General features: G+C 72.8%; 21 protein-coding genes. 10 read left to right on the top strand and 11 right to left on the bottom strand.

Going from position 1 to position 19,217, the window contains the following annotated elements:
* Window positions 1-77 precede the first annotated feature (77 nt).
* From AB0L34_RS18860 to AB0L34_RS18845, 4 genes are all read right to left on the bottom strand, one after another.
* Entirely contained in the window at window positions 78-1,703 is a 1,626-nt protein-coding gene (locus AB0L34_RS18860) for a cytochrome bc complex cytochrome b subunit (protein WP_350707948.1), read from the bottom strand.
* Window positions 1,700-2,788 carry a Rieske 2Fe-2S domain-containing protein gene (locus AB0L34_RS18855; RefSeq protein ID WP_350707946.1) on the bottom strand — a complete coding sequence of 363 codons (1,089 nt, stop codon included), beginning with the start codon at window positions 2,786-2,788 and terminating at the stop codon, window positions 1,700-1,702. The genes AB0L34_RS18860 and AB0L34_RS18855 overlap by 4 nt, the downstream gene beginning before the upstream one ends.
* A 67-nt stretch (window positions 2,789-2,855) precedes the next feature.
* A complete protein-coding gene (locus AB0L34_RS18850) occupies window positions 2,856-3,689 on the bottom strand; it encodes a cytochrome c (RefSeq protein WP_350707945.1) in 834 nt (277 codons plus the stop codon).
* Window positions 3,690-3,761: 72 nt separating this feature from the next.
* Window positions 3,762-4,361: a heme-copper oxidase subunit III gene (locus tag AB0L34_RS18845; RefSeq protein WP_357451224.1), complete on the bottom strand. Its 600-nt coding sequence runs from the start codon at window positions 4,359-4,361 to the stop codon at window positions 3,762-3,764.
* Between the two features lie 159 nt (window positions 4,362-4,520).
* Between AB0L34_RS18845 and AB0L34_RS18840 the strand changes: the two genes are divergently transcribed.
* The 4 genes from AB0L34_RS18840 to AB0L34_RS18825 all read left to right on the top strand — a co-directional run bounded on the left by AB0L34_RS18840 (window position 4,521) and on the right by AB0L34_RS18825 (window position 7,582).
* Complete coding sequence (locus AB0L34_RS18840; RefSeq protein WP_357451493.1) at window positions 4,521-5,414, top strand: cytochrome c oxidase assembly protein; 894 nt, start codon at window positions 4,521-4,523, stop codon at window positions 5,412-5,414.
* 261 nt (window positions 5,415-5,675) lie between these two features.
* Window positions 5,676-6,071 (top strand): hypothetical protein, encoded by a 396-nt coding sequence (locus AB0L34_RS18835; RefSeq protein WP_350682093.1) that lies wholly within the window; start codon window positions 5,676-5,678, stop codon window positions 6,069-6,071.
* A gap of 83 nt (window positions 6,072-6,154) precedes the next feature.
* The gene (gene trpD / locus AB0L34_RS18830) at window positions 6,155-7,201 is read left to right on the top strand and encodes an anthranilate phosphoribosyltransferase (RefSeq protein WP_363705654.1); all 1,047 of its coding nucleotides are present in this window, start codon (window positions 6,155-6,157) and stop codon (window positions 7,199-7,201) included.
* 174 nt (window positions 7,202-7,375) lie between these two features.
* Window positions 7,376-7,582 (top strand): hypothetical protein, encoded by a 207-nt coding sequence (locus tag AB0L34_RS18825; protein ID WP_363705653.1) that lies wholly within the window; start codon window positions 7,376-7,378, stop codon window positions 7,580-7,582.
* A 253-nt stretch (window positions 7,583-7,835) separates the two neighbouring features.
* Here AB0L34_RS18825 and AB0L34_RS18820 read toward each other — a convergent pair whose 3' ends face one another.
* Both AB0L34_RS18820 and coxB read right to left on the bottom strand, forming a co-directional pair.
* Entirely contained in the window at window positions 7,836-8,264 is a 429-nt protein-coding gene (locus AB0L34_RS18820) for a cytochrome c oxidase subunit 4 (RefSeq protein ID WP_350707936.1), read from the bottom strand.
* Window positions 8,265-8,274: 10 nt separating this feature from the next.
* Window positions 8,275-9,246: a cytochrome c oxidase subunit II gene (gene coxB, locus AB0L34_RS18815; protein ID WP_363705652.1), complete on the bottom strand. Its 972-nt coding sequence runs from the start codon at window positions 9,244-9,246 to the stop codon at window positions 8,275-8,277.
* A gap of 199 nt (window positions 9,247-9,445) precedes the next feature.
* Here coxB and AB0L34_RS18810 point away from each other — a divergent pair, with 199 nt between their 5' ends.
* Together AB0L34_RS18810 and AB0L34_RS18805 are read left to right on the top strand one after the other, a co-directional pair.
* Window positions 9,446-10,597, top strand: coding sequence for an aminotransferase class V-fold PLP-dependent enzyme (locus tag AB0L34_RS18810; protein WP_363705651.1), 1,152 nt, complete (start codon window positions 9,446-9,448; stop codon window positions 10,595-10,597).
* Window positions 10,594-10,827, top strand: a complete 234-nt coding sequence (locus AB0L34_RS18805) for a sulfurtransferase TusA family protein (RefSeq protein WP_357451209.1) — start codon at window positions 10,594-10,596, stop codon at window positions 10,825-10,827. Before AB0L34_RS18810 ends, AB0L34_RS18805 begins: the two co-directional genes overlap by 4 nt.
* Before the next feature lie 61 nt (window positions 10,828-10,888).
* Here AB0L34_RS18805 and AB0L34_RS18800 read toward each other — a convergent pair whose 3' ends face one another.
* The 3 genes from AB0L34_RS18800 to AB0L34_RS18790 all read right to left on the bottom strand — a co-directional run bounded on the left by AB0L34_RS18800 (window position 10,889) and on the right by AB0L34_RS18790 (window position 13,780).
* On the bottom strand, window positions 10,889-11,866 hold the full coding sequence (locus tag AB0L34_RS18800; protein ID WP_350707929.1) for a carbohydrate kinase family protein: 978 nt from the start codon (window positions 11,864-11,866) through the stop codon (window positions 10,889-10,891).
* A 170-nt stretch (window positions 11,867-12,036) separates the two neighbouring features.
* Window positions 12,037-12,405 carry an iron-sulfur cluster insertion protein ErpA gene (gene erpA, locus AB0L34_RS18795; RefSeq protein ID WP_091104634.1) on the bottom strand — a complete coding sequence of 123 codons (369 nt, stop codon included), beginning with the start codon at window positions 12,403-12,405 and terminating at the stop codon, window positions 12,037-12,039.
* Between the two features lie 235 nt (window positions 12,406-12,640).
* A complete protein-coding gene (locus AB0L34_RS18790; RefSeq protein ID WP_363705655.1) occupies window positions 12,641-13,780 on the bottom strand; it encodes a glycerate kinase in 1,140 nt (379 codons plus the stop codon).
* 68 nt (window positions 13,781-13,848) lie between these two features.
* On the opposite strand from AB0L34_RS18790, the gene nadA reads away from it, so the two are divergent.
* The 3 genes from nadA (at window position 13,849) to AB0L34_RS18775 (ending at window position 17,297) form a co-directional block, all read left to right on the top strand.
* Window positions 13,849-15,048: a quinolinate synthase NadA gene (nadA, locus tag AB0L34_RS18785; protein WP_363705650.1), complete on the top strand. Its 1,200-nt coding sequence runs from the start codon at window positions 13,849-13,851 to the stop codon at window positions 15,046-15,048.
* Between the two features lie 211 nt (window positions 15,049-15,259).
* Window positions 15,260-16,615, top strand: coding sequence for a UDP-N-acetylglucosamine 1-carboxyvinyltransferase (gene murA, locus AB0L34_RS18780; protein ID WP_350707925.1), 1,356 nt, complete (start codon window positions 15,260-15,262; stop codon window positions 16,613-16,615).
* A 73-nt stretch (window positions 16,616-16,688) separates the two neighbouring features.
* Window positions 16,689-17,297 (top strand): DUF3043 domain-containing protein, encoded by a 609-nt coding sequence (locus tag AB0L34_RS18775; protein ID WP_350707923.1) that lies wholly within the window; start codon window positions 16,689-16,691, stop codon window positions 17,295-17,297.
* Between the two features lie 65 nt (window positions 17,298-17,362).
* Here the strand turns inward: AB0L34_RS18775 and AB0L34_RS18770 are convergent, their stop codons facing one another.
* The gene (locus tag AB0L34_RS18770) at window positions 17,363-17,671 is read right to left on the bottom strand and encodes an AzlD domain-containing protein (protein WP_350707921.1); all 309 of its coding nucleotides are present in this window, start codon (window positions 17,669-17,671) and stop codon (window positions 17,363-17,365) included.
* Window positions 17,665-18,519, bottom strand: a complete 855-nt coding sequence (locus AB0L34_RS18765; RefSeq protein WP_363705649.1) for an AzlC family ABC transporter permease — start codon at window positions 18,517-18,519, stop codon at window positions 17,665-17,667. Before AB0L34_RS18765 ends, AB0L34_RS18770 begins: the two co-directional genes overlap by 7 nt.
* A 66-nt stretch (window positions 18,520-18,585) precedes the next feature.
* Between AB0L34_RS18765 and AB0L34_RS18760 the strand changes: the two genes are divergently transcribed.
* The gene (locus AB0L34_RS18760) at window positions 18,586-19,146 is read left to right on the top strand and encodes an XRE family transcriptional regulator (protein ID WP_363705648.1); all 561 of its coding nucleotides are present in this window, start codon (window positions 18,586-18,588) and stop codon (window positions 19,144-19,146) included.
* Window positions 19,147-19,217 lie beyond the last annotated feature (71 nt).

Raw genomic sequence — 19,217 nt, 5'->3', positions numbered from 1 at the left:
GCCCGGGGGGGGGGGGCTCACAGGTGGGGGGCGACCCCGGGGCGCCCGGGGGCCCCCCCACGTCGGGTGTCGCGAGGTCAGCGCCGGCTCTCGCCGCTGCCGACCTGCTCCCGGTCGGGCCGCGGCTCGACCGGCGGGTGGCCCGGCGAGACCGGCGCCTCGGCCGGCTTCTCGATCGGGTAGAAGAAGCCCCGGATGGCCGGGCCGAGGGCCCCGAGCCGGTTCATCTTCTTCGGCACGACCCAGCCGGCGTACTCGAGCCCGCCGTGGCCGTCGTGGTCCCCCGCGCTGAGCGGCTGGTGCACCTCTTCGAACCGGCCGTCGGGCAGTCGCCGGATGATGCCGGTCTCGACGCCGTGGGCGAGCACCTCACGGTCGTGCTGCTGCAGACCGAGGCAGATCCGGTAGGTGAAGTAGTACGCCAGCGGCGGGAGCACCAGCAGGCCGATCCGGCCGGCCCAGGTCATCGCGTTCAGGCTGATCATGAACTTGTCGGCGATGACGTCGTTGGCGCCGGACAGGGTCAGCACGATGAAGAACGCGATGGCCATGGCGCCCGCCGCGGTGCGCGCCGGCACGTCCCGGGGCCGCTGGAGCAGGTTGTGGCTGCGGGTGTCCTTGAGGCGCCGGGCCTCCAGGAACGGGTAGAGCGTGGAGAGCCCCACCAGGATGCCCGGCAGCACCACCGTCGGCCAGAACAGCGGCGGGATCACGTACCCGTCGCCGATCGGGATGTTGATCTCCCAGGCCGGCATCAGGCGGGTCGAGCCGTCGAGGAACATGACGTACCAGTCGGGCTGGCTGGCGGCCGAGACCACCCACGCCTCGTACGGGCCGAACAGCCAGATCGGGTTGATCTGGAACAGACCGCCCATCAGCGCGATCACGCCGAAGACGACCATGAAGAAGCCGCCCTGCTTGATCGCGTAGCGGGGGAACATCCGCTCGCCGACCACGTTGCCGTTGGTCCGGCCGGGGCCGGGCCACTGGGTGTGCTTCTGCTTGAAGACCAGGCCCAGGTGGACGCTGATCAGCGCGACCAGCAGACCCGGGATGAGCAGCACGTGGGCGATGTAGAACCGGCTGATGATGATGGTGCCGGGGAACTCCCCGCCGAAGATCGACGAGGTGACCCAGGAGCCGATCACCGGGATGGAGAGCATGATCGCCGAGGCGATCCGCAGGCCGGTGCCGGAGAGGCCGTCGTCCGGCAGCGAGTAGCCGGTGAAGCCGGCCAGGAAGCCGACCCAGAACAGCAGCGAGCCGATGATCCAGTTCGTCTCACGCGGCTTGCGGAACGCGCCGGTGAAGAAGACCCGGAGCATGTGCACCACGATCGCGGCCATGAACAGCAGCGCCGACCAGTGGTGCATCTGCCGCATGATCAGGCCGCCGCGGACGTCGAACGAGATGTCCAGGCTGGAGGCGTACGCGGCCGACATCGGCGTGCCCCGCAGCGGGGCGTAGCTGCCGTTGTAGACCACCTCGGTCATCGCCGGCTCGAAGAAGAAGGTCAGGAAGACACCGGTCAGCAGCAGGACGATGAACGAGAAGAGCGCGATCTCGCCGAGCAGGAAGGACCAGTGGTCCGGGAAGACCTTGTTCAGCAGCCGGCGGAGCGGGGTGGCCACCTGGAAGCGGTCGTCCACTCCCCGGGCGGCGTTGCCCGGCACAGCTGCCATGTCAAACTTGCGCCGCTTCACGGCCGCTCCCAGAAGTCGGGCCCGACGGTCTCGGTGTAGTCGGACTTGGCCACGAAGTAGCCCTCGGAGTCCACCTCGATCGGCAACTGCGGCAGTCGCCGGCTGGCCGGACCGAAGATGGGCCGGGCGTTGTCGGTGATCAGGAACTGCGACTGGTGGCACGGGCAGAGCAGACGGTTGGTCTGCTGCTCGTACAGGCTCGCCGGGCAGCCGGCGTGCGTGCAGATCTTCGAGTAGGCGGCGTAGTTGCCCCACATGTAGTCGCCGTGCCCGACCCGCTCGTTGGCCCGGCGCGACTCCTGCGCGTCGCTGTCCCGCAGGTGGATCAGCAGGGTCGGCGAGTCGGCGTGCAGGTTGCTCACGCCGTGGTCGATGCCGGGGAAGACCGTGATCTGGCCGCCGGTGCTGATGTCCGCCGGGCGGACCGGACGGCCGTCCTCGCGGACCAGCCGGACCTTGCCGCCGCCCTCGGTCGGGGCGAAGCCGGTGGTGAACATCTGGTTGTTCTTGTGCGGCTGGGAGATCAGGCCACCGACCAGGGGCGCGGCGACCACCGCGCCGACCGGCGCGAGACCGGCCAGCAGCGAGATGCCGAGCAGCGGCCGGCGCTTCACGCCCAGCTCGTCGGCCATGTAGAGCATGGTCTGGCCGGTGATGATCCGGTCGTCCTCGCTGACGGCGCCCTCGTGCCGGTCCTGGATCGAGACCTCCTTGGGCAGCAGCTTCTTGCCCCAGGTCAGGATGCCGAAGCCGACGCCGAGCAGGGCCACGCCGAGGGTGACGCCGAGCAGCGGGGTGTACCACGTGTCGCCGCCGCGGCCGGGAGCGTACTCCCAGGGCCACCAGATGTAGACCACCAGGAAGGCGGTCGCCGCCAGCCCGGTCAGCAGGAAGAACGACGCGACCGTGCGGGTCAGCCGGCGCTCGGCCTTGCTGCCCGGGGCGACCTGCGGCTCGTAGTGGACGATCTCGATGTCGTCCCGGCGCGCGCCCTCGCGGACGATGTCGAACTGGCTGAGCCCGGGGGTCGTCACGTCGAGCGGTTCCCGGCCCTGCTGGGCCTGGTGCTCGGTGTGCGTGGTCATGCCGTCACCTCGCTACGGGCGGTGCCGGACCCCGGCACCACAGCACTGAAACGAATGATCCGCCCGGTCACGACTTCCCCGCGATCCACAGGCTCGCGAAGACGAGCGCGACGATGCCGACCAGGAAGATCGCCAAGCCCTCGGTGGACGGCCCGTACCGACCGAGGTTGAAGCCACCCGGGTCCTGGTCGTGCTTCAGGGTCTGCTGGATGTAGGCGATGATGTCCGCCTTCTGCTCCGGGGAGATCTGGTTGTCGCCGAAGACCGGCATGTTCTGCGGGCCGCTCAGCATCGCGGCGTAGATCTGCCGGTCGCTGGCCGGGTGCAGGCTCGGGGCGTACTTGCCGGAGGACAGGGCGCCGCCGCTACCGCCGAAGGCGTGGCACTGCGCGCAGTTGATCCGGAACAGCTCGCCGCCGGCCGCGACGTTGCCGTCGGCGTGGAGGTTCTCGCCGTCGGGCAGGACCGGACCGCCGCCGAGCTCCTGGATGTACTGCGCGAGCTGGCGCGTCTCCTCGTCGGTGAACAGCTCCGGCTTGCGCTCCGCCTGGGCCTCCTGGCGGGCCATCGGCATCCGGCCGGAGCTGACCTGGAACTCGACCGAGGCCGCGCCGACGCCGATCAGGCTCGGCCCACGGCCCTCGACGCCCTGGGCGTTGCGACCGTGACAGGTCACGCAGCTCACGTCGAACAGCGCCTTGCCTTCCGCGGCGGCGCCGGTGAGCGGGGCGTCCTGCGCCTGCACGCCGGGGGCGAAGACGGTGTAGGCGCCGCCAGCCAGCATCAGCGCGGCGAGCAGCCGGACCGCGGCACCCAGCCGGCGGCGGCCCCTGCTGCGCGCCGCGGGCCGCTCGCGCAGCCGCGCGAGCAGACCGCGTCGGCGGTCGTTGTCAGAAGTCATGACCTGTGTCCTTAACCGGTTGGACCTTGTCTCAGGGGACGGAGCAGCGGCGCGGTTCGTGACGCGCCAAGATCACTGAAGCCAGTAGATCATGGCGTAGAGCCCGATCCACACGACGTCGACGAAGTGCCAGTAGTAGGACACGACGATCGCCGACGTGGCCTGCGCCGGGGTGAACCGGCCCATGGTCGTGCGGATCATGAAGATGATGAAGGCGATCAGACCGCCGGTCACGTGCAGACCGTGGAACCCGGTGGTCAGGTAGAACATCGACCCGTACCCATCCGAGTTGATCTTGATGCCCTCGTGCACCAGCTCGCGGTACTCGTTGAGCTGACCGAGCACGAAGATCAGGCCCATCACGAAGGTGATCGTGAACCAGCGCCGCAGGGCGTGGACGTCACCCTTCTCGGCGGCGAAGACACCGAGCTGGCAGGTCACCGACGACAACACCAGGATCACCGTGAAGGTGGTCGCGTACGGGATGTTGAGCACCTCGGTGTGCTTCGCCCACTGCTCCGGCGCCGCCGCGCGGATGGAGAAGTACATCGCGAACAACGCCGCGAAGAACATGAGTTCACTGGAGAGCCACACGATCGTCCCGACGCTGACCATGTTGGGTCGGGTCAGGGAGTGGATCCGGCTCTTGTCAATGGCTGGGGCCGCAGTCACGCGGTCATTATTGCCCTTGACCGGGGCCGGCGATCAGCGGGGTGGCAAACCCGTGGCGTCGGCAGCCCGATCGGGGTCGTCCGGTTCGCCTGACCTAGGCTGAAAAGCGTGCTGCACGTCGATCCGATCTCCACCGCAACCTCGGCCGCCGCGCCGACGATGGCGGCGGCCACCCCGCCGCCGTTCACCGTCACCTCCGTGTTCACCGAGACCCGGCTGGACAGTTGGCTGGCCGTCGGCCTGGTGCTGGCCGCCGGCATCTACCTCTACGGGGTGCACCGGCTCCGGCTCCGGGGCGACCGGTGGCCGGTGGCCCGGACGGTGTTCTTCCTCGGCCCCGGCCTCGGCGGGATCGCGGCGGTCACCGTCAGCGGCCTGCACGCGTACGACACGGCGCTGCTGTCGGTGCACATGGTCCAGCACATGGTGCTCTCCATGATCTCGCCGATCTTCCTCGCGCTGGGCGCGCCGGTGACGCTGGCCCTGCGCACCCTGCCGCTACGACCACGCAAGCGGCTGCTGGCGATCGTGCACAGCCGGGTCGCGCGGCTCTACAGCTACCCGCTGGTGGCGTTCACCATCTTCGTGGTCAACCCGTTCGCGCTCTACTTCACCGACCTGTACCGCTACACCCTGGAGCACGCGTGGGCGCACGAGGTCGTGCACGCGCACTTCATCATGACCGGCTGCGTGTTCTTCTGGCCGCTGCTCGGCCTCGACCCGCTGCCGGGGCGCTGGCCGTACCCGGGCCGGGCGCTGCTGATGCTGCTCTCCGTGCCGTTCCACACGGTGCTCGGGCTCACCATCATGCAGAGCAGCACGCTCTTCGGCGGCGACTGGTACCCGTCGCTCGGGCTGACCTGGTCCGACCCCTGGGAGGACCAGGTGGTCGCCGGCGGCATCCTCTGGGCCGGCGGCGAGTTCGTCAGCGTCACGATGCTGGCCGTGCTGGTCGTGCAGTGGATGCGCCACGCCGAGCGGGAGGCCCGCCGGATCGACCGCGACCTGGACCGCCAGGAGGCCCGCCAGCGCGCCGCGGAGTCCGCCGCCTGACCTGCGCGGACGGTACGCCCCGGCGCCCCCGACGGGCGGACGTCACGCACCTCACACCGACGGGTAGGATCAGCGGGCAGCTACGAGGTGGGAGCCTGTCCAGCCAATGAGTGAGCGCATCGAGCGAGTCACCAAGCGCAGCGCGACGGTGCCTCATGACGGCACCGCTCACAGTCCGATCCCCGGCCGAGGCCGTGGCGACGCTGTGGGATCCACCGGCGCGGCGTGGACTCGGACCGTTCGGCGAAGCGGAGTGTCGGCATGAGTGATCGTCTTTGCACCGTCCTGCTCTACAGCGACGACCCGCAGGTCCGTGACCGGATGCGGCTCGCCGTCGGCACGCGTCCCGCGCCCGGTCTGCGGATCGAGTTCGTCGACGCGTCCACCTACGCGGAGTGCGTCCGGCTCGTCGACGACTACGAGATCGACCTGCTGCTGCTCGACGGCGAGGCGACCCCGGGCGGCGGCATCGGCATCGCCCGGCAGATCAAGGACGACCGGGACGACGCTCCCCCGACCTGCGTGGTGATCGCCCGCGCCGCCGACCGATGGCTCGCGGCCTACGCCGAGGTCGACGCCACCCTGGTGCACCCGCTCGACCCGGTGACCACCGGCACCACGGTGGCCGAGCTGCTGCGGACGCACGCCCCCGCCTGACGTCCCCGCTCCGGCCCGTCTCGGCGCCGGACCACCCGGCGCCGGTTCCATCCCACCCGCTTCGCACGCTCGGGAGGCCCGCCATGGGCGATCGGACCTGGCCGCACCTGCTCGCCGCGCTGCTGCGCGGGGAGGAGCTCTCCACCGCCGACACCGCCTGGGCGATGGGCGAGATCATGTCCGGCGCGGCCGCCCCGGCGCAGATCGCGGGCTTCGCCGTCGCGCTGCGGGCCAAGGGCGAGACCTCGGCCGAGCTGGCCGGCCTGGTGGAGGCGATGCTCGGCCGGGCGGTCGCGGTCGAGCTTCCCGAGGCGCTGCGGGACACGGCCCTCGACGTGGTCGGCACCGGCGGTGATCTCGCGCACACGGTCAACATCTCCACCATGGCCTCCCTGGTGGTGGCCGGCGCCGGGGTCCGGGTGGTCAAGCACGGCAACCGGGCGGCCTCCTCCTCCTGCGGCACGGCGGACGTGCTGGAGTTCCTCGGCGTGCCGCTGGACCTGGGGCCGGAGGGGGTGGCCCGGTGCGTCGCGGAGGCCGGCATCGGCTTCTGCTTCGCGGCCCGGTACCACCCCGGCATGCGCCACGCCGGCCCGGTACGCCGGGAGATGGGCGTGCCGACCTTCTTCAACTTCCTCGGCCCGCTGACCAACCCGGCCCGGCCGCGGGCCGCCGCGGTCGGCTGCTTCGACCTCCGGATGGCCCCGGTGATGGCGGGCGTCTTCGCCGCCCGGGGCGACTCGGCTCTGGTGATGCGCGGCGAGGACGGGCTGGACGAGTTCACCACCGCCGCGCCGACCCGCGTCTGGGCCGTCCAGGCAGGCACCGTCAGGGAGGCGCTGCTGGACGCGACCGACCTCGGGGTGCCCAGGGCCACCCTGGCCGACCTGCGGGGCGGAGACGCCGCGTACAACGCCGACGTGGTGCGCCGGCTGCTGGCCGGCGAGACCGGCCCGGTGCGCGACGCCGTCCTGGTCAACGCGGCGGCGGCGCTGGCCACCCAGGGTCCGCTCGACGGCGACCTCACCGAGGCGTTGCGCGTCGGGATGGACCGGGCCGCCGAGTCCGTCGACTCCGGAGCCGCCGCCCGCGTCCTGGACCGCTGGATCGAGGCCGCCCGCGCCGCCTGACCGCCGGCGGCGCCGGGTGGCGTGCGGAAGGTGTCGGACCCCCGTGGGAAACTACAACTGAGTAGTTTTCCACTTCCATCATGCGCTGTTCACCACAGCACATCCGTCGTGCGCCGTGCGGCGCGGCAGTTCCGCCGTGCGCCCCCGACGGGACCGGAGCGAGAGGAGACGCCCGTGTCGGAGCGCGAGCTCTACTGCGCCACCTGCGAGGGCGTTCAGCCGTTCGAGGCGCCGCCGTGCGTCGACGGCCACGGCGTCGACTGCCCCGAGCTGGCCTGCACGGGCTGCGGCGAGGCGGTGCTCGTCGCCACGTTCACCTTCCGGGCCCCGCGCCTGACGCAGGAGCACCGCCGGCCGTCGCCCCACCGCCGCGCCGCCTGACCCGACCCGCGCCCCTGACCCGTCGGCCGCCCGACCAGGCCCACGCCACTTGGGCCATCGCCGCCCGCGCCGGCCGAGCCACCGCCGCGCCGGCCCCACCGCCCCGACCTACGCCGCGGCGCGGCGCACACACCGCCGGCCCCGGGGCCCCGACCCTCGGCACCCCGCACATCGGCGATCACGACACGAAGGCCCGCCTCCCCGAGGGGAGGCGGGCCTTCGTCACGTGCAGGAGGCCGTCGCCGGCCGCCGGTCAGTGCTCGGCGGTGCGCCGGGTGCCGCTGTAGTACTCGAACAGCAGGCCGCAGGCCGCGAAAATGACCGCCACGGCACCGACGCCCATCAGCCAGAACTGCCAGAACACCAGGCCGAAGCCGGAGATCGCGGCGGCCAGCGCCAGGCCGAACGGCCAGTAGCTGCCCGGGCTGAAGAAGCCGATCTCGCCCGCGCCGTCGGCGATCTCACCGTCCGGCCGGTCCTCCGGCCGCAGGTCGATCCGGCGCGAGACGAACCAGAAGAAGCCGCCGCACATCGCGCAGAGCAGGAAGCTCAGCAGCAGTGCGACCGTGCCGACCCACTCGACGTGGCCACCGGAGTCGGCGGCGGTCCAGCCCCCGTAGAGGGCGGTGGCGAAGAGCAGGAACCCGGCGATGACCAGGAAGATGCGCCACTCGGTCTTCATGCCAGCCCCCTCAGCTTCCCGTACCGGCCGGCGCGCTGTCCGGGTTGAAGTTGACATCGGTGCGACGGGTCTCGAACGGCCTCGTGGTCTGCGCGTACGGATCCTCGCCGATGGCCGTCAGGGCCTCCTGCGTGGACTTGCCGTCCCGCTTGGCCGCCAGGAACTGGTCGTACTTCTCCGGCGAGACGACCCGCAGCTCGAAGTTCATGAACGCGTGGTAGCTGCCGCACAGCTCGGCGCAGCGGCCGACGAAGGCGCCCTCGGTGTCGAGCTTGGAGACCTCGAACACGTTGCGGACGTTGCCCGGCATGACGTCCCGCTTGAACAGCAGCTCCGGCACCCAGAAGGAGTGGATGACGTCGCGGCTGGTCTCCTCGAACCGGATGGACCGGTCGGTCGGGAGCACCAGGATCGGGATGACCTCGCTGGTGCCGAGCACCGAGGCGACGGTGTTGGCGTCCTTGCCCTGGCCGTCGCGGTAGTTGAACTGCCAGTTCCACTTGAACGCGACCACCTCGACCGTGACGTCGGGGTTCTTGGTCGTCCGCACCACGTCGGTCTGCACGACCGCCGTGTAGTAGAAGAGCACGGAGACGATCAGGATCGGCGCGATGGTGTAGAGGAACTCCATCGGCATGTTGTAACGGGTCTGGACCGGCAGCTCGTTGCCCCGCTTGCGGTAGCGCACGATGCACCAGAAGATCAGGCCCCACACGAACACGCCGACCGCGAGCGCCGCGATGCACGAGGCGATCCACAGGTCGTACATCCGGTGGGACTCGGGCGAGATGCCGCCCTGCGGCCAGCCGAAGCCGCCGAACGCGGCGCCGACGTCGCAGCCCGTGAGCAGGACCAGCAGCGCCGCCCCGCCGAGACCGAGCCCGGCGATCCGACCAGCACCACGCCCCCGGCGCCCACCGGCTCCTGGGGAAGCGCTGTGCCGTACGGCCGACGGCCGTACCTCCGAACTCCTTGCGACCACCTGGTCCTGCCTCCCTAGCGCGCCGCGGTGTCTGTTCTGTTCTGTCGGCCTCCGCCCGGGGCGGAGCGACAACACCGGCGGCAAAGGCGTCACCGACGGTCGCAGATTACTCGACCATGACGGGCTCGACCGTCTTGGGGTCACTCTCCGCCCCCATCGGGGGGATCTTGGGCGTGCCGGCGCGATAGCGTTGGCTTCCGTGAGCGCTTCCCCGGTCTACCTGGACGCGGCCACCGCCGCGCCGCTGCACCCGGTCGCCCGACAGGCGCTGCTGGCCGCCCTCGACGACGGTTGGGCCGACCCCGGCAGGCTCTACGCCCAGGCCCGCCGCGCCCGCCAACTGCTCGACGCCGCCCGCGAGGCCACCGCGCAGACGCTCGGCGTGCGCGCCGACGAGATCTCCTTCACCCCCAGCGGTACGACGGCCGCGCACGCCGCCGTGCTCGGCGGCGTGGCCGGCAGGCGGCGGGTCGGCCCGACCCTGGTGCACTCCGCGATCGAGCACTCGGCGGTGCTGCACGCCGCCGAGCGGCACGTCGCGGCGGGCGGCACGGCGACGTCGGTGCCGGTGGACCGGTGGGGCCGGCTGGACCTGGACGGCTGGGCGGCGGCGGTGCGGGCACCGGGCGTGGCGCTGGCCGCGCTGATCGCCGCCAGCCACGAGGTCGGCACGCGCCAACCGGTCGCCGAGGCCGCGCGGGAGTGCGCCGAGGCCGGGGTGCCGCTGTTCGTGGACGCCGCCCAGGTGGTCGGCCGGGAGCCTGTGCCGGCGGGCTGGTCGGTGCTGACCGCCAGCGCGCACAAGTGGGGCGGCCCGCCCGGGGTGGGGCTGCTGGTGGTGCGCAAGGGCACCCGGTGGGAGTCGCCCTGGCCGGCCGACGAGCGGGAGTCCGGGCGTACGCCGGGAACGCTCAACCTGCCGGCGGTGGTCGCGGCGGCGGCGAGCCTGCGCGCGGCGGCGGCCGACGCGGCGGCCGAGGCGGCCCGGCTGGCGCCGCTGGTGGACCGGATCCGGGCCCGGGTGGCGGCGGAGGTGCCCGACGTGGAGGTGGTGGGTGATCCCGACGACCGCCTCCCGCACCTGGTGACGTTCTCCTGCCTGTACGTCGACGGCGAGGCCCTGCTGCACGCGCTGGACCGGCGCGGGTTCGCCGTCTCCTCCGGCTCCTCCTGCACCTCCTCCACGCTGCGCCCGTCGCATGTGCTGGAGGCGATGGGGGTGCTCTCGCACGGCAACGTGCGGGTCTCGCTGCACCGGGAGACGACGGAGACGGACGTGGAGCGTTTCCTCGCCGAGTTGCCCGACGTCGTGGCGCGGCTGCGCGCCGAGGCGGGGGTGGCGGGGCTGTGACGGCGCCGGCGGAGATCCTCGACTGTCGTGGTCAGCGCTGCCCGCTGCCCGTGATCGCGGTGGCCCGGCGGCTGCCCGAGCTGCCCGTCGGCACGGTGGTACGGGTGCTGGCCGACGACCCGGCGGCGGCGGTGGACATCCCGGCCTGGTGCCGGATGCGCGGCCACGAGTTCCTCGGTACGGTCACCGGCCCCGACGGCCCCGCCTTCGACGTCCGCCGCCGCCACTGAGCGGTGTCAGGAAGGGCACCCGGTCAACGCGGAAGGGCCCTTCCTGACACCGAGGGCGGGGTTACGGCAACAGGTGCGGCCGGACGTCCTCGGCGGCCACGTCGCCATACGACTCGGCCATCCGCTTGACGAACAGGTCGCGGCGGACCTCGTACTCCTGCGTGCCCACGGTCTCCAGCACCAGCGTGGCGAGCAGGGAGCCCACCTGGGCGGCCCGCTCCAGCCCGAGGCCCCAGGACAGCGCGGTGAAGAAGCCGGCCCGGAAGCCGTCGCCGACCCCGGTGGGGTCGACCGCCCGGATCTCCCGCGCGATCGGCACGTGGATCGGGTCGATGTCGCGCCCGGCGATCTCCACGCCGTGCTTGCCCAGCGTGGTGACCCGGACCTTGACCCGGTCGAGCAGCTGCGCGTCGCTCAGCCCGGCCTTGCTCTGCAGCAGCGACTTCTCGTAGTCGTTGGTCATCAGGTAGTCGGCGCCCTCGATCAGCGCGACGACGTCCTCGCCGTCCATCCGGGCGAGCTGCTGGGACGGGTCGGCGGCGAAGGGGTATCCCCGCTCCCGGCACTCGGCGGAGTGCCGCAGCATCGCCGCCGGGTCGTTCGCGCCGACCAGGACCAGGTCGAGCCCGTCGAGGCGGCGGGCCACCGGCTCCAGCTCGATGTTGCGGGCCTCGCTCATCGCGCCGGCGTAGAACGAGGCGATCTGGCACATGTCGGTGTCCGTGGTGCAGACGAACCGGGCGGTGTGCGCCACCTCGCTGACGTGCACCGAGTCGCAGTCGACCCCGTGCCGCTCCAGCCAGGAGCGGTAGTCGGCGAAGTCCGCGCCGACCGCGCCGACCAGCACCGGGCGCAGGCCGAGCTGTCCCATGCCGAAGGCGATGTTCGCCGCCACGCCGCCGCGACGCAGCACCAGGTCGTCCACCAGGAAGGAGAGCGACACCTTGTGCAGCTGGTCGGCGATGAACTGGTCGGCGAAGCGGCCGGGGAAGCTCATCAGGTGGTCGGTGGCGATCGAGCCGGTCACGGCGATCTTCATGTCAACCCTCGGGGTCGGGAGCAGGGCGCCGGTCAGCCTACCGGTCCGGCCCCCTCAGGATGACCCGTCGGTCCGGCCTCGGTCATCTTCTCGGCTTGCGCTACCGGGCCCGGACGCGGCAGCGGGGCCGCCCCGAGGGGACGGCCCCGCTGGTCGCGAGCGAGGTGGGCTCAGCTGAACGAGTCGCCGCAGGCGCAGGAGTTGCCCGCGTTGGGGTTGTCGATGGTGAAGCCCTGGGCGTCGATGCGGTCGGCGAAGTCGATGGTGGCGCCGGCCAGGTAGGGGGCGCTCATCCGGTCGACGACGACCTCGACGCCGTCGAAGTCGGTGACGACGTCACCGTCGAGCGAGCGCTCGTCGAAGAAGAGCTGGTACCGCAGGCCGGAGCAGCCACCCGGCTGCACGGCGACCCGGAGCCGCAGGTCGTCGCGGCCCTCCTGCTCGATCAGGGCCTTGACCTTCTGCGCCGCGACGTCGGTGAGGACGACGGACGTGGGGGCCTTGGCCTCGGTCGACTCGGTCTGCGCTGGCGTGGTCACGTGAAATCTCCCTGCGCGGTTGGGTCCGGACGCACTGGCCAACATCTCACGTCGCCCAGCCATTCCCGGTGTGGTCCAGATCCGATGGTACGCCGCTGCGACCGGCCCCACCCGCCGCCGTGACACGGGCCGCCGCGGCCGGCGCGCCGACGGACCGATCGCGCGGCGGGCGAGCGGCTCCGGGCCGCGCCACGCGCGCGGCGGGCCCGCCGGGCAGGTCACGCCCGCGGGGCGGTCAGCGGCTCCACTGCCGGGCCAGCCGGGCGCCGAGCGCCCGCAGCCCCTCGGCCGGGCGCTCCAGCGCGGCGGCCAGCCCGCCGCGCTCCTCGCCCCCGAAGTGCTCCACCAGGCTGTACGCGTCGGTCACCCCGGCCGCGCCCGCCTCCCGCCGGCCGGTGCTCACCTGGCCGGCCAGCACCACGCAGGGCAGGCCCCGGTCCCGGGCGGCGCCGGCCACCCCGGCCACCACCTTGCCGCGCAGCGACTGGTGGTCGAACGAGCCCTCCCCGGTGACCACCAGGTCGACGGCGTCCAGGGCGGCGTCCAGCCCGATCGCCCGGGTGACCAGGCCGATGCCCGACTCGCAGTGCCCGCCGAGCGCCAGGACGGCCGCGCCGAGGCCCCCGGCCGCGCCGCCGCCGGGCAGGGCGCCCAGCCGGTCGGGGCAGCCGGGCAGGTCCCGCTCCAGCACGGCGGCGAAGCGCTCCAGCGCGGCGTCGAGCAGCAGCACGTCCGCCCGGTCGGCGCCCTTCTGCGGGCCGAACACGTTACTCGCCCCGTGCAGGCCGAGCAGCGGATTGTCGACGTCGGTGGCGGCCACCAGCCGGGCGTCGCGCAGCCGGGGCGCCCCGTCGAGCGCGACCGCGGCGGCCAGCGCCGCGCCGCCGTACGGCAGCGCCCGGCCCCCCTCGTCCAGCGGGGTCACGCCGAGCGCGGTGAGCATCCCCGCGCCGCCGTCGTTGGTGCCGGAGCCGCCCAGGCCGATCACCACCGTGCGGGCGCCGGCCTCCACGGCGGCGGCGACCAGCACCCCCAGGCCGTACGAGGTGGTGGTCTTCGGGTCGCGCTCGCCCGCGTCGAGCAGGTGCAGCCCGCACGCCTGGGCGCTCTCCAGCCAGGCGGTCGTCCCGCCGTCGGTGAGCAGGATCTCACCGGCCACCGGGCGGCCCAGCGGGTCGACGGTCGGCACCGGGATCCGGCGCCCGTCGAGCGCGTCGCCGAGCACGTCGAGGAAGCCCGGCCCACCGTCGGACAGCGGCCGGACGTGCAGGTCGTCGCCGGGAGCCACCTCGCGCCAGCCGGCGGCCACGGCGTCGGCGACCTCCGGGGCCGACAGGGTGCCGGCGAACTTGTCCGGGCAGAGCAGCACGCGCATGCCGAGCAGTGTGGCAGCCCACACCGGTGGAGGCTGCGCTCAGGCCACCCTGTGGGACCATGGGGTACGTGACTTCGACCTGGGTGGAACCCTCCAACACGGCAACGGCACTGCTGCTGCTCGGCCGGGGCAGCGACCCCGCCACCGAGCGTGGCGTCGAGTGTCCGGGTGACCTTCCGGCGCCCAGCGACCCGGACCTGGTGGCCCGGGCGGCGGCGGCGAAGGAGAAGCTGGGCAGCAAGGTCTTCGTGCTGGGGCACCACTACCAGCGCGACGAGGTGATCCAGTTCGCCGACGTCACCGGCGACTCGTTCAAGCTGGCCCGCGAGGCGGCGGCCCGCCCCGACGCGGAGTACATCGTCTTCTGCGGCGTGCACTTCATGGCCGAGAGCGCCGACATCCTCACCTCGGACGCGCAGAAGGTCGTCCTGCCGGACCTGGCCGCCGGCTGCTCGATGGCGGACATGGCGGTGCTGTCGCAGGTCGAGACGGCCTGGGACGTGCTGACCGACCTGGGCATCGCGGAGCAGACCGTCCCGGTCACCTACATGAACTCCTCGGCGGACATCAAGGGCTTCGTCGGCCGCAACGGCGGCGTGGTCTGCACCTCGTCGAACGCGAAGCGGGCGCTGGACTGGGCGTACCGGCAGGGGTCGAAGGTGCTCTTCCTGCCCGACCAGCACCTGGGCCGCAACACGGCGGTGCGGGAGATGGGCTTCTCGCTGGACGACTGCGTGCTCTACGACCCGCACAAGCCGAACGGCGGGCTCACCCCGGAGCAGCTGCGCGACGCGAAGATGATCCTCTGGCGGGGGCACTGCTCGGTGCACGGCCGGTTCACCCTCGACAGCGTGAACGACGTGCGGGAGCGGGTGCCGGGGGTGAACGTGCTGGTCCACCCGGAGTGCCGGCACGAGGTGGTCAGCGCCGCCGACTTCGTCGGCTCGACGGAGTACATCATCAAGGCCATCGAGGCGGCCCCGGCCGGCTCGGCGTGGGCGGTCGGCACCGAGCTGAACCTGGTCCGCCGGCTCGCGCTGGCCCACCCCGACAAGCAGGTCATGTTCCTGGACAAGGCGGTCTGCTACTGCTCGACCATGAACCGGATCGACCTGCCCCACCTGGTCTGGGCGCTGGAGGAGCTGGTGGCCGGCCGGGTGGTCAACCAGATCACGGTCGACCCGGACACCGCGCACCATGCCCGGGTGGCGCTGGACCAGATGCTCGCCCTGCCCGGGGCCGACACCCCGCCGCCCGCGGCGGGCTGATCACTCTCGGTAGCACCACTGGTACGAAAATGGGCCCGATCACCGATTAGTGCCCTCAGGGGCGATCTGACCGGGTCCATTTACGTCACGGAGGGCTATGCTGCCGGGGCGACGACGCACGCGGCCGTTTCGACATGACCGCATTCCGGGTAGCGAAGACATCGCGAGCCCACCATCAACACACGGCAGCACCGACGCGCTGGAGGTTGCGTTGACCGACGACGTCCTGGTCGTACACGGAGGTACTCCGCTGGAAGGGCGGATCCGCGTGCGCGGCGCGAAGAACCTGGTCTCGAAGGCGATGGTCGCCGCACTGCTGGGCGACAGCCCGAGCCGACTGTTCGACGTGCCGAAGATCCGTGACGTCGAGGTCGTCCGGGGCCTGCTCGGCCTGCACGGCGTGAAGGTCAGCGACGGCGAGGAGGACGGCGAGCTCGTCTTCGACCCCGCGAACGTGGAGAGCGCGAGCACGGACCAGATCAACGTGCACGCGGGCTCCAGCCGGATCCCGATCCTGTTCTGCGGGCCGCTGCTGCACCGCCTCGGCCACGCCTTCATCCCGGACCTGGGCGGCTGCCACATCGGGCCGCGCCCGATCGACTTCCACCTCCAGGCGCTGCGCGAGTTCGGGGCGACGGTCGAGAAGACCCCGGAGGGCCTGCACCTGTCGGCGCCGAACGGGCTACACGGCACCAAGTTCTCGCTGCCGTACCCGAGCGTCGGGGCGACCGAGCAGGTGCTGCTGACGGCGGTGATGGCCGAGGGCGTCACCGAGCTGCGCAACGCGGCGGTGGAGCCGGAGATCATCGACCTGATCTGCGTCCTGCAGAAGATGGGCGCGATCATCAAGGTGCACACCGACCGGGTGATCGAGATCCAGGGCGTGCCGAAGCTGCACGGCTACACGCACCGGCCGATCCCGGACCGGATCGAGGCGGCGAGCTGGGCCGCGGCGGCGCTGGCGACCCGCGGCCACGTGGAGGTCCTCGGCGCGCAGCAGGCCGACATGATGACGTTCCTGAACATCTTCCGCTCGGTCGGCGGCGAGTACGAGGTCACCGACGCCCGGCCGCCGAAGCTGGGCGACCCCGGCCAGGAGGGCGGCATCCGGTTCTGGCACCCGGGCGGCGAGCTGAAGTCGGTGGCCCTGGAGACCGACGTGCACCCGGGCTTCATGACCGACTGGCAGCAGCCCCTGGTGGTGGCGCTCACCCAGGCCCGGGGCCTGTCCATCGTCCACGAGACGGTCTACGAGCAGCGGCTGGGCTACACCGAGGCGCTGAACTCGATGGGCGCGAACATCCAGGTCTACCGGGACTGCCTGGGCGGCACCCCGTGCCGCTTCGGCCGGCGCAACTTCAAGCACTCCGCGGTGATCGCGGGGCCGAGCAAGCTGCACGCCGCCGACCTGGTCATCCCCGACCTGCGGGCCGGTTTCAGCCACCTGATCGCCGCGCTGGCGGCCGAGGGCACCTCCCGGGTCTACGGCGTCGACCTGATCAACCGGGGCTACGAGGACTTCGAGGCGAAGCTCGCCGACCTCGGCGCGCACGTCGAGCGTCCGTAACGTCGACCACTCCCGACCGCGCCCGGTGCACCGCGATGTGCACCGGGCGCCGTCGTTTGGCTACCCTTTCCGCGTGCCGTCGCTGTTTCGCCGCAAGTCCACCGACCTCGTCGACGAGGCCGTCACCCCGGTGACGCCCGACGAGGAGTCCTCGACCGCCCAGCCCCGGGGCTACACCCCGAGCAAGAAGGAGCTGGGCAAGGTCACGCCGAAGCGGCCCAGCGCCGGCCGCCGACCGGCCGCGGCCACCAAGCCGCTGACCAAGGAGGAGGCGCGGGAGCGCCGGCGCCAGCTGCGCGCGGAGTCGGCGGCGGAGTTCCGCCGCGAGGGTGGGCCCCGTGACCGCGGCCCCGAGCGGCTGCTGGCCCGCAACGTGGTCGACTCCCGGCGTACGGTCGGCACCTGGTTCTTCGGCGGCGCGCTGATCGTGCTGATCGGCTCGAACGCGGCGATGCCCCCGATCGTCCGCCTGGTCTCCAACATCCTCTGGGGCGCGCTCGCGCTGGGTGTGGTGGTCGACTCGTTCCTGATCTCCCGCAAGATCCGCAAGCTGGTCCGGGAGCGCTTCCCGAACACCGGGCAGCGGATGGGCTCGCTCTACCTCTACGCCATCATGCGGTCGATCACCTTCCGCCGGATGCGCGCGCCCGAGCCCCGGGTCAACATCGGCGACCCGGTCTGACCCGCCGCACCGACGGCCTCTCCCGCACCGCGGCGAGGGGCCGTTCGTCGTCAGCGGACCGGGGGCTACGGCACGCCGAGCAGCCGGAGCAGTGCGGTGGTGCCGGCGGCGGCGAGCACCACCAGCACGAACGGCGCCCGCCGCCAGGCCAGCAGCACGCCGACCAGCACGCCCAGCGGCCGGGCCCAGCCGGCGAACCTGCCGGCCTCGGTCAGCGCGGCGGTGGCGCCCAGCGCGGCCAGCAGGGCGGCGGCGCCGACCGGCAGCAGCCGCCGGGACCACTCCGGCAGGTCGAGCCGGTCGCGCAGCAGCACCCCGGCGACCCGGAAGCCGTACGTCCCGGCGGCCAGCGCCACGATCACGGCGATCAGCACGACCCCTCCCCCGTCCGGCCGACCGGCAGGGACCCGCCCCGCGGCGTCCGCTCCCCCGCGCGCACCGGCTCCCCCACCCCGCCCGGCGGCTCGGCGGCGGCCCCCGGGACCGTTCCGCCGCCCGCGACCGGCGCGTTCGGCGTCCGACTGCCGCCCGCGGTCGCGGCCCGCCGACCACGGCGTACGGCGGCGACGGCCAGCACGGCCGGGCCGGCGAGCGCCAGCAGCACCGGCAGCCCGGCCGGCAGCAGCGGGGTGGCCAGCACCGCCAGCACCGCGCCGGCCAGCGCCACCCGTCGGGTGTCGCGGTCGCGCAGCGCCGGCAGCAGCAGCGCGATCAGGCCGGCCGGGAACGCGGCGTCCAGGCCGAACGCGGCGGGGTCGCCGACCACGCCGCCGGCGAGCACCCCGAGCACGGTCCCCACGTTCCAGGCCAGGAAGAGCAGGGTGCCGGCGAGCCAGAACGCCCGCCGGCGCGCGCCCCCGGCGGGGCGGGCCAGCGCGAAGGCGGTCGCCTCGTCGGTCATCAGGTGGCTGCCGAGCAGCCGGCGCCACAGCGGGCGGCCGATGCTGTCGGCCAGCGCCAACCCGAACGGCAGGTGCCGGGCGTTGAGCAGCAGGCCGGCGAGGACCGCCGCGAGCGGACTCCCGGTGGCCACCAGCCCGACCGCCATGAACTGCGCGCCGCCGGCGTAGACCAGCACGGACATGACGACGGCCGCCCAGCCCGGCAGGCCGGCGGCCACCGCCACCGCGCCGAACGAGGCGCCGACCGCGACCATCGCCGCCCCGATGGCGGCGACGTCGCGGACTGCCGCGCCCTCGACCGTTCGCTGTACCGTACGCATGGTCCATCATGATGAACGCGCCCCACCTGTTCGTCAAACCGAACAAACGGAACATTGGAGCGAACAATGTCCGCCGAACCGACTCCCCCGCTGGCCACCATCGCCGTCGCGCTCCGCCGCGAGCGCGACCGCGTCGGCATCTCGCTCACCGAGCTCGCCCGCCGGGCCGGCATCGCCAAGTCCACCCTCTCCCAGCTGGAATCCGGGGTCGGCAACCCCAGCGTGGAAACCCTCTGGGCGCTCGGGGTGGCGCTCGGCGTGCCGTTCAGCCGGCTGGTCGAGCCGCCGGCGGCCGCCGTCCGGGTCGTACGGGCCGGCGACGGCCCCCGGATCCGCTCCGAGCACGCCGACCTCACCGCGACGCTGCTCGCCGCCGGCACGGCCCACATCCGCCGGGACGTCTACCTGCTCGAGCTGGAGCCCGGGACGGTGCGCACCGCCGAGTCGCACACCCCACGCAGCGTCGAGCACATCGTGGTGGGCGCCGGGCGGCTGCGCGTCGGGCCGGAGGGCGACCTGGTGGAGCTCGGTCCGGGCGACTACGTGACCTTCCCCGGTGACGTGCCGCACCGCTACGAGGCGCTGACCCCCGGCACCTTCGCCGTCCTGGTGATGGAACACCCCTGACCGCCCGGCCCGGCCTCGCCTCCCGCGGCAGGGCCGGGCGCGGGCTCCCCGGAGTCGGGCTCAGCTCGGCC

This window comes from Micromonospora sp. NPDC052213, assembly GCF_040679695.1.
Lineage (GTDB): Bacteria > Actinomycetota > Actinomycetes > Mycobacteriales > Micromonosporaceae > Micromonospora.
Note: the sequence above shows the minus strand (reverse complement) of the source record. Positions and strands in the feature narration are given on the sequence as shown.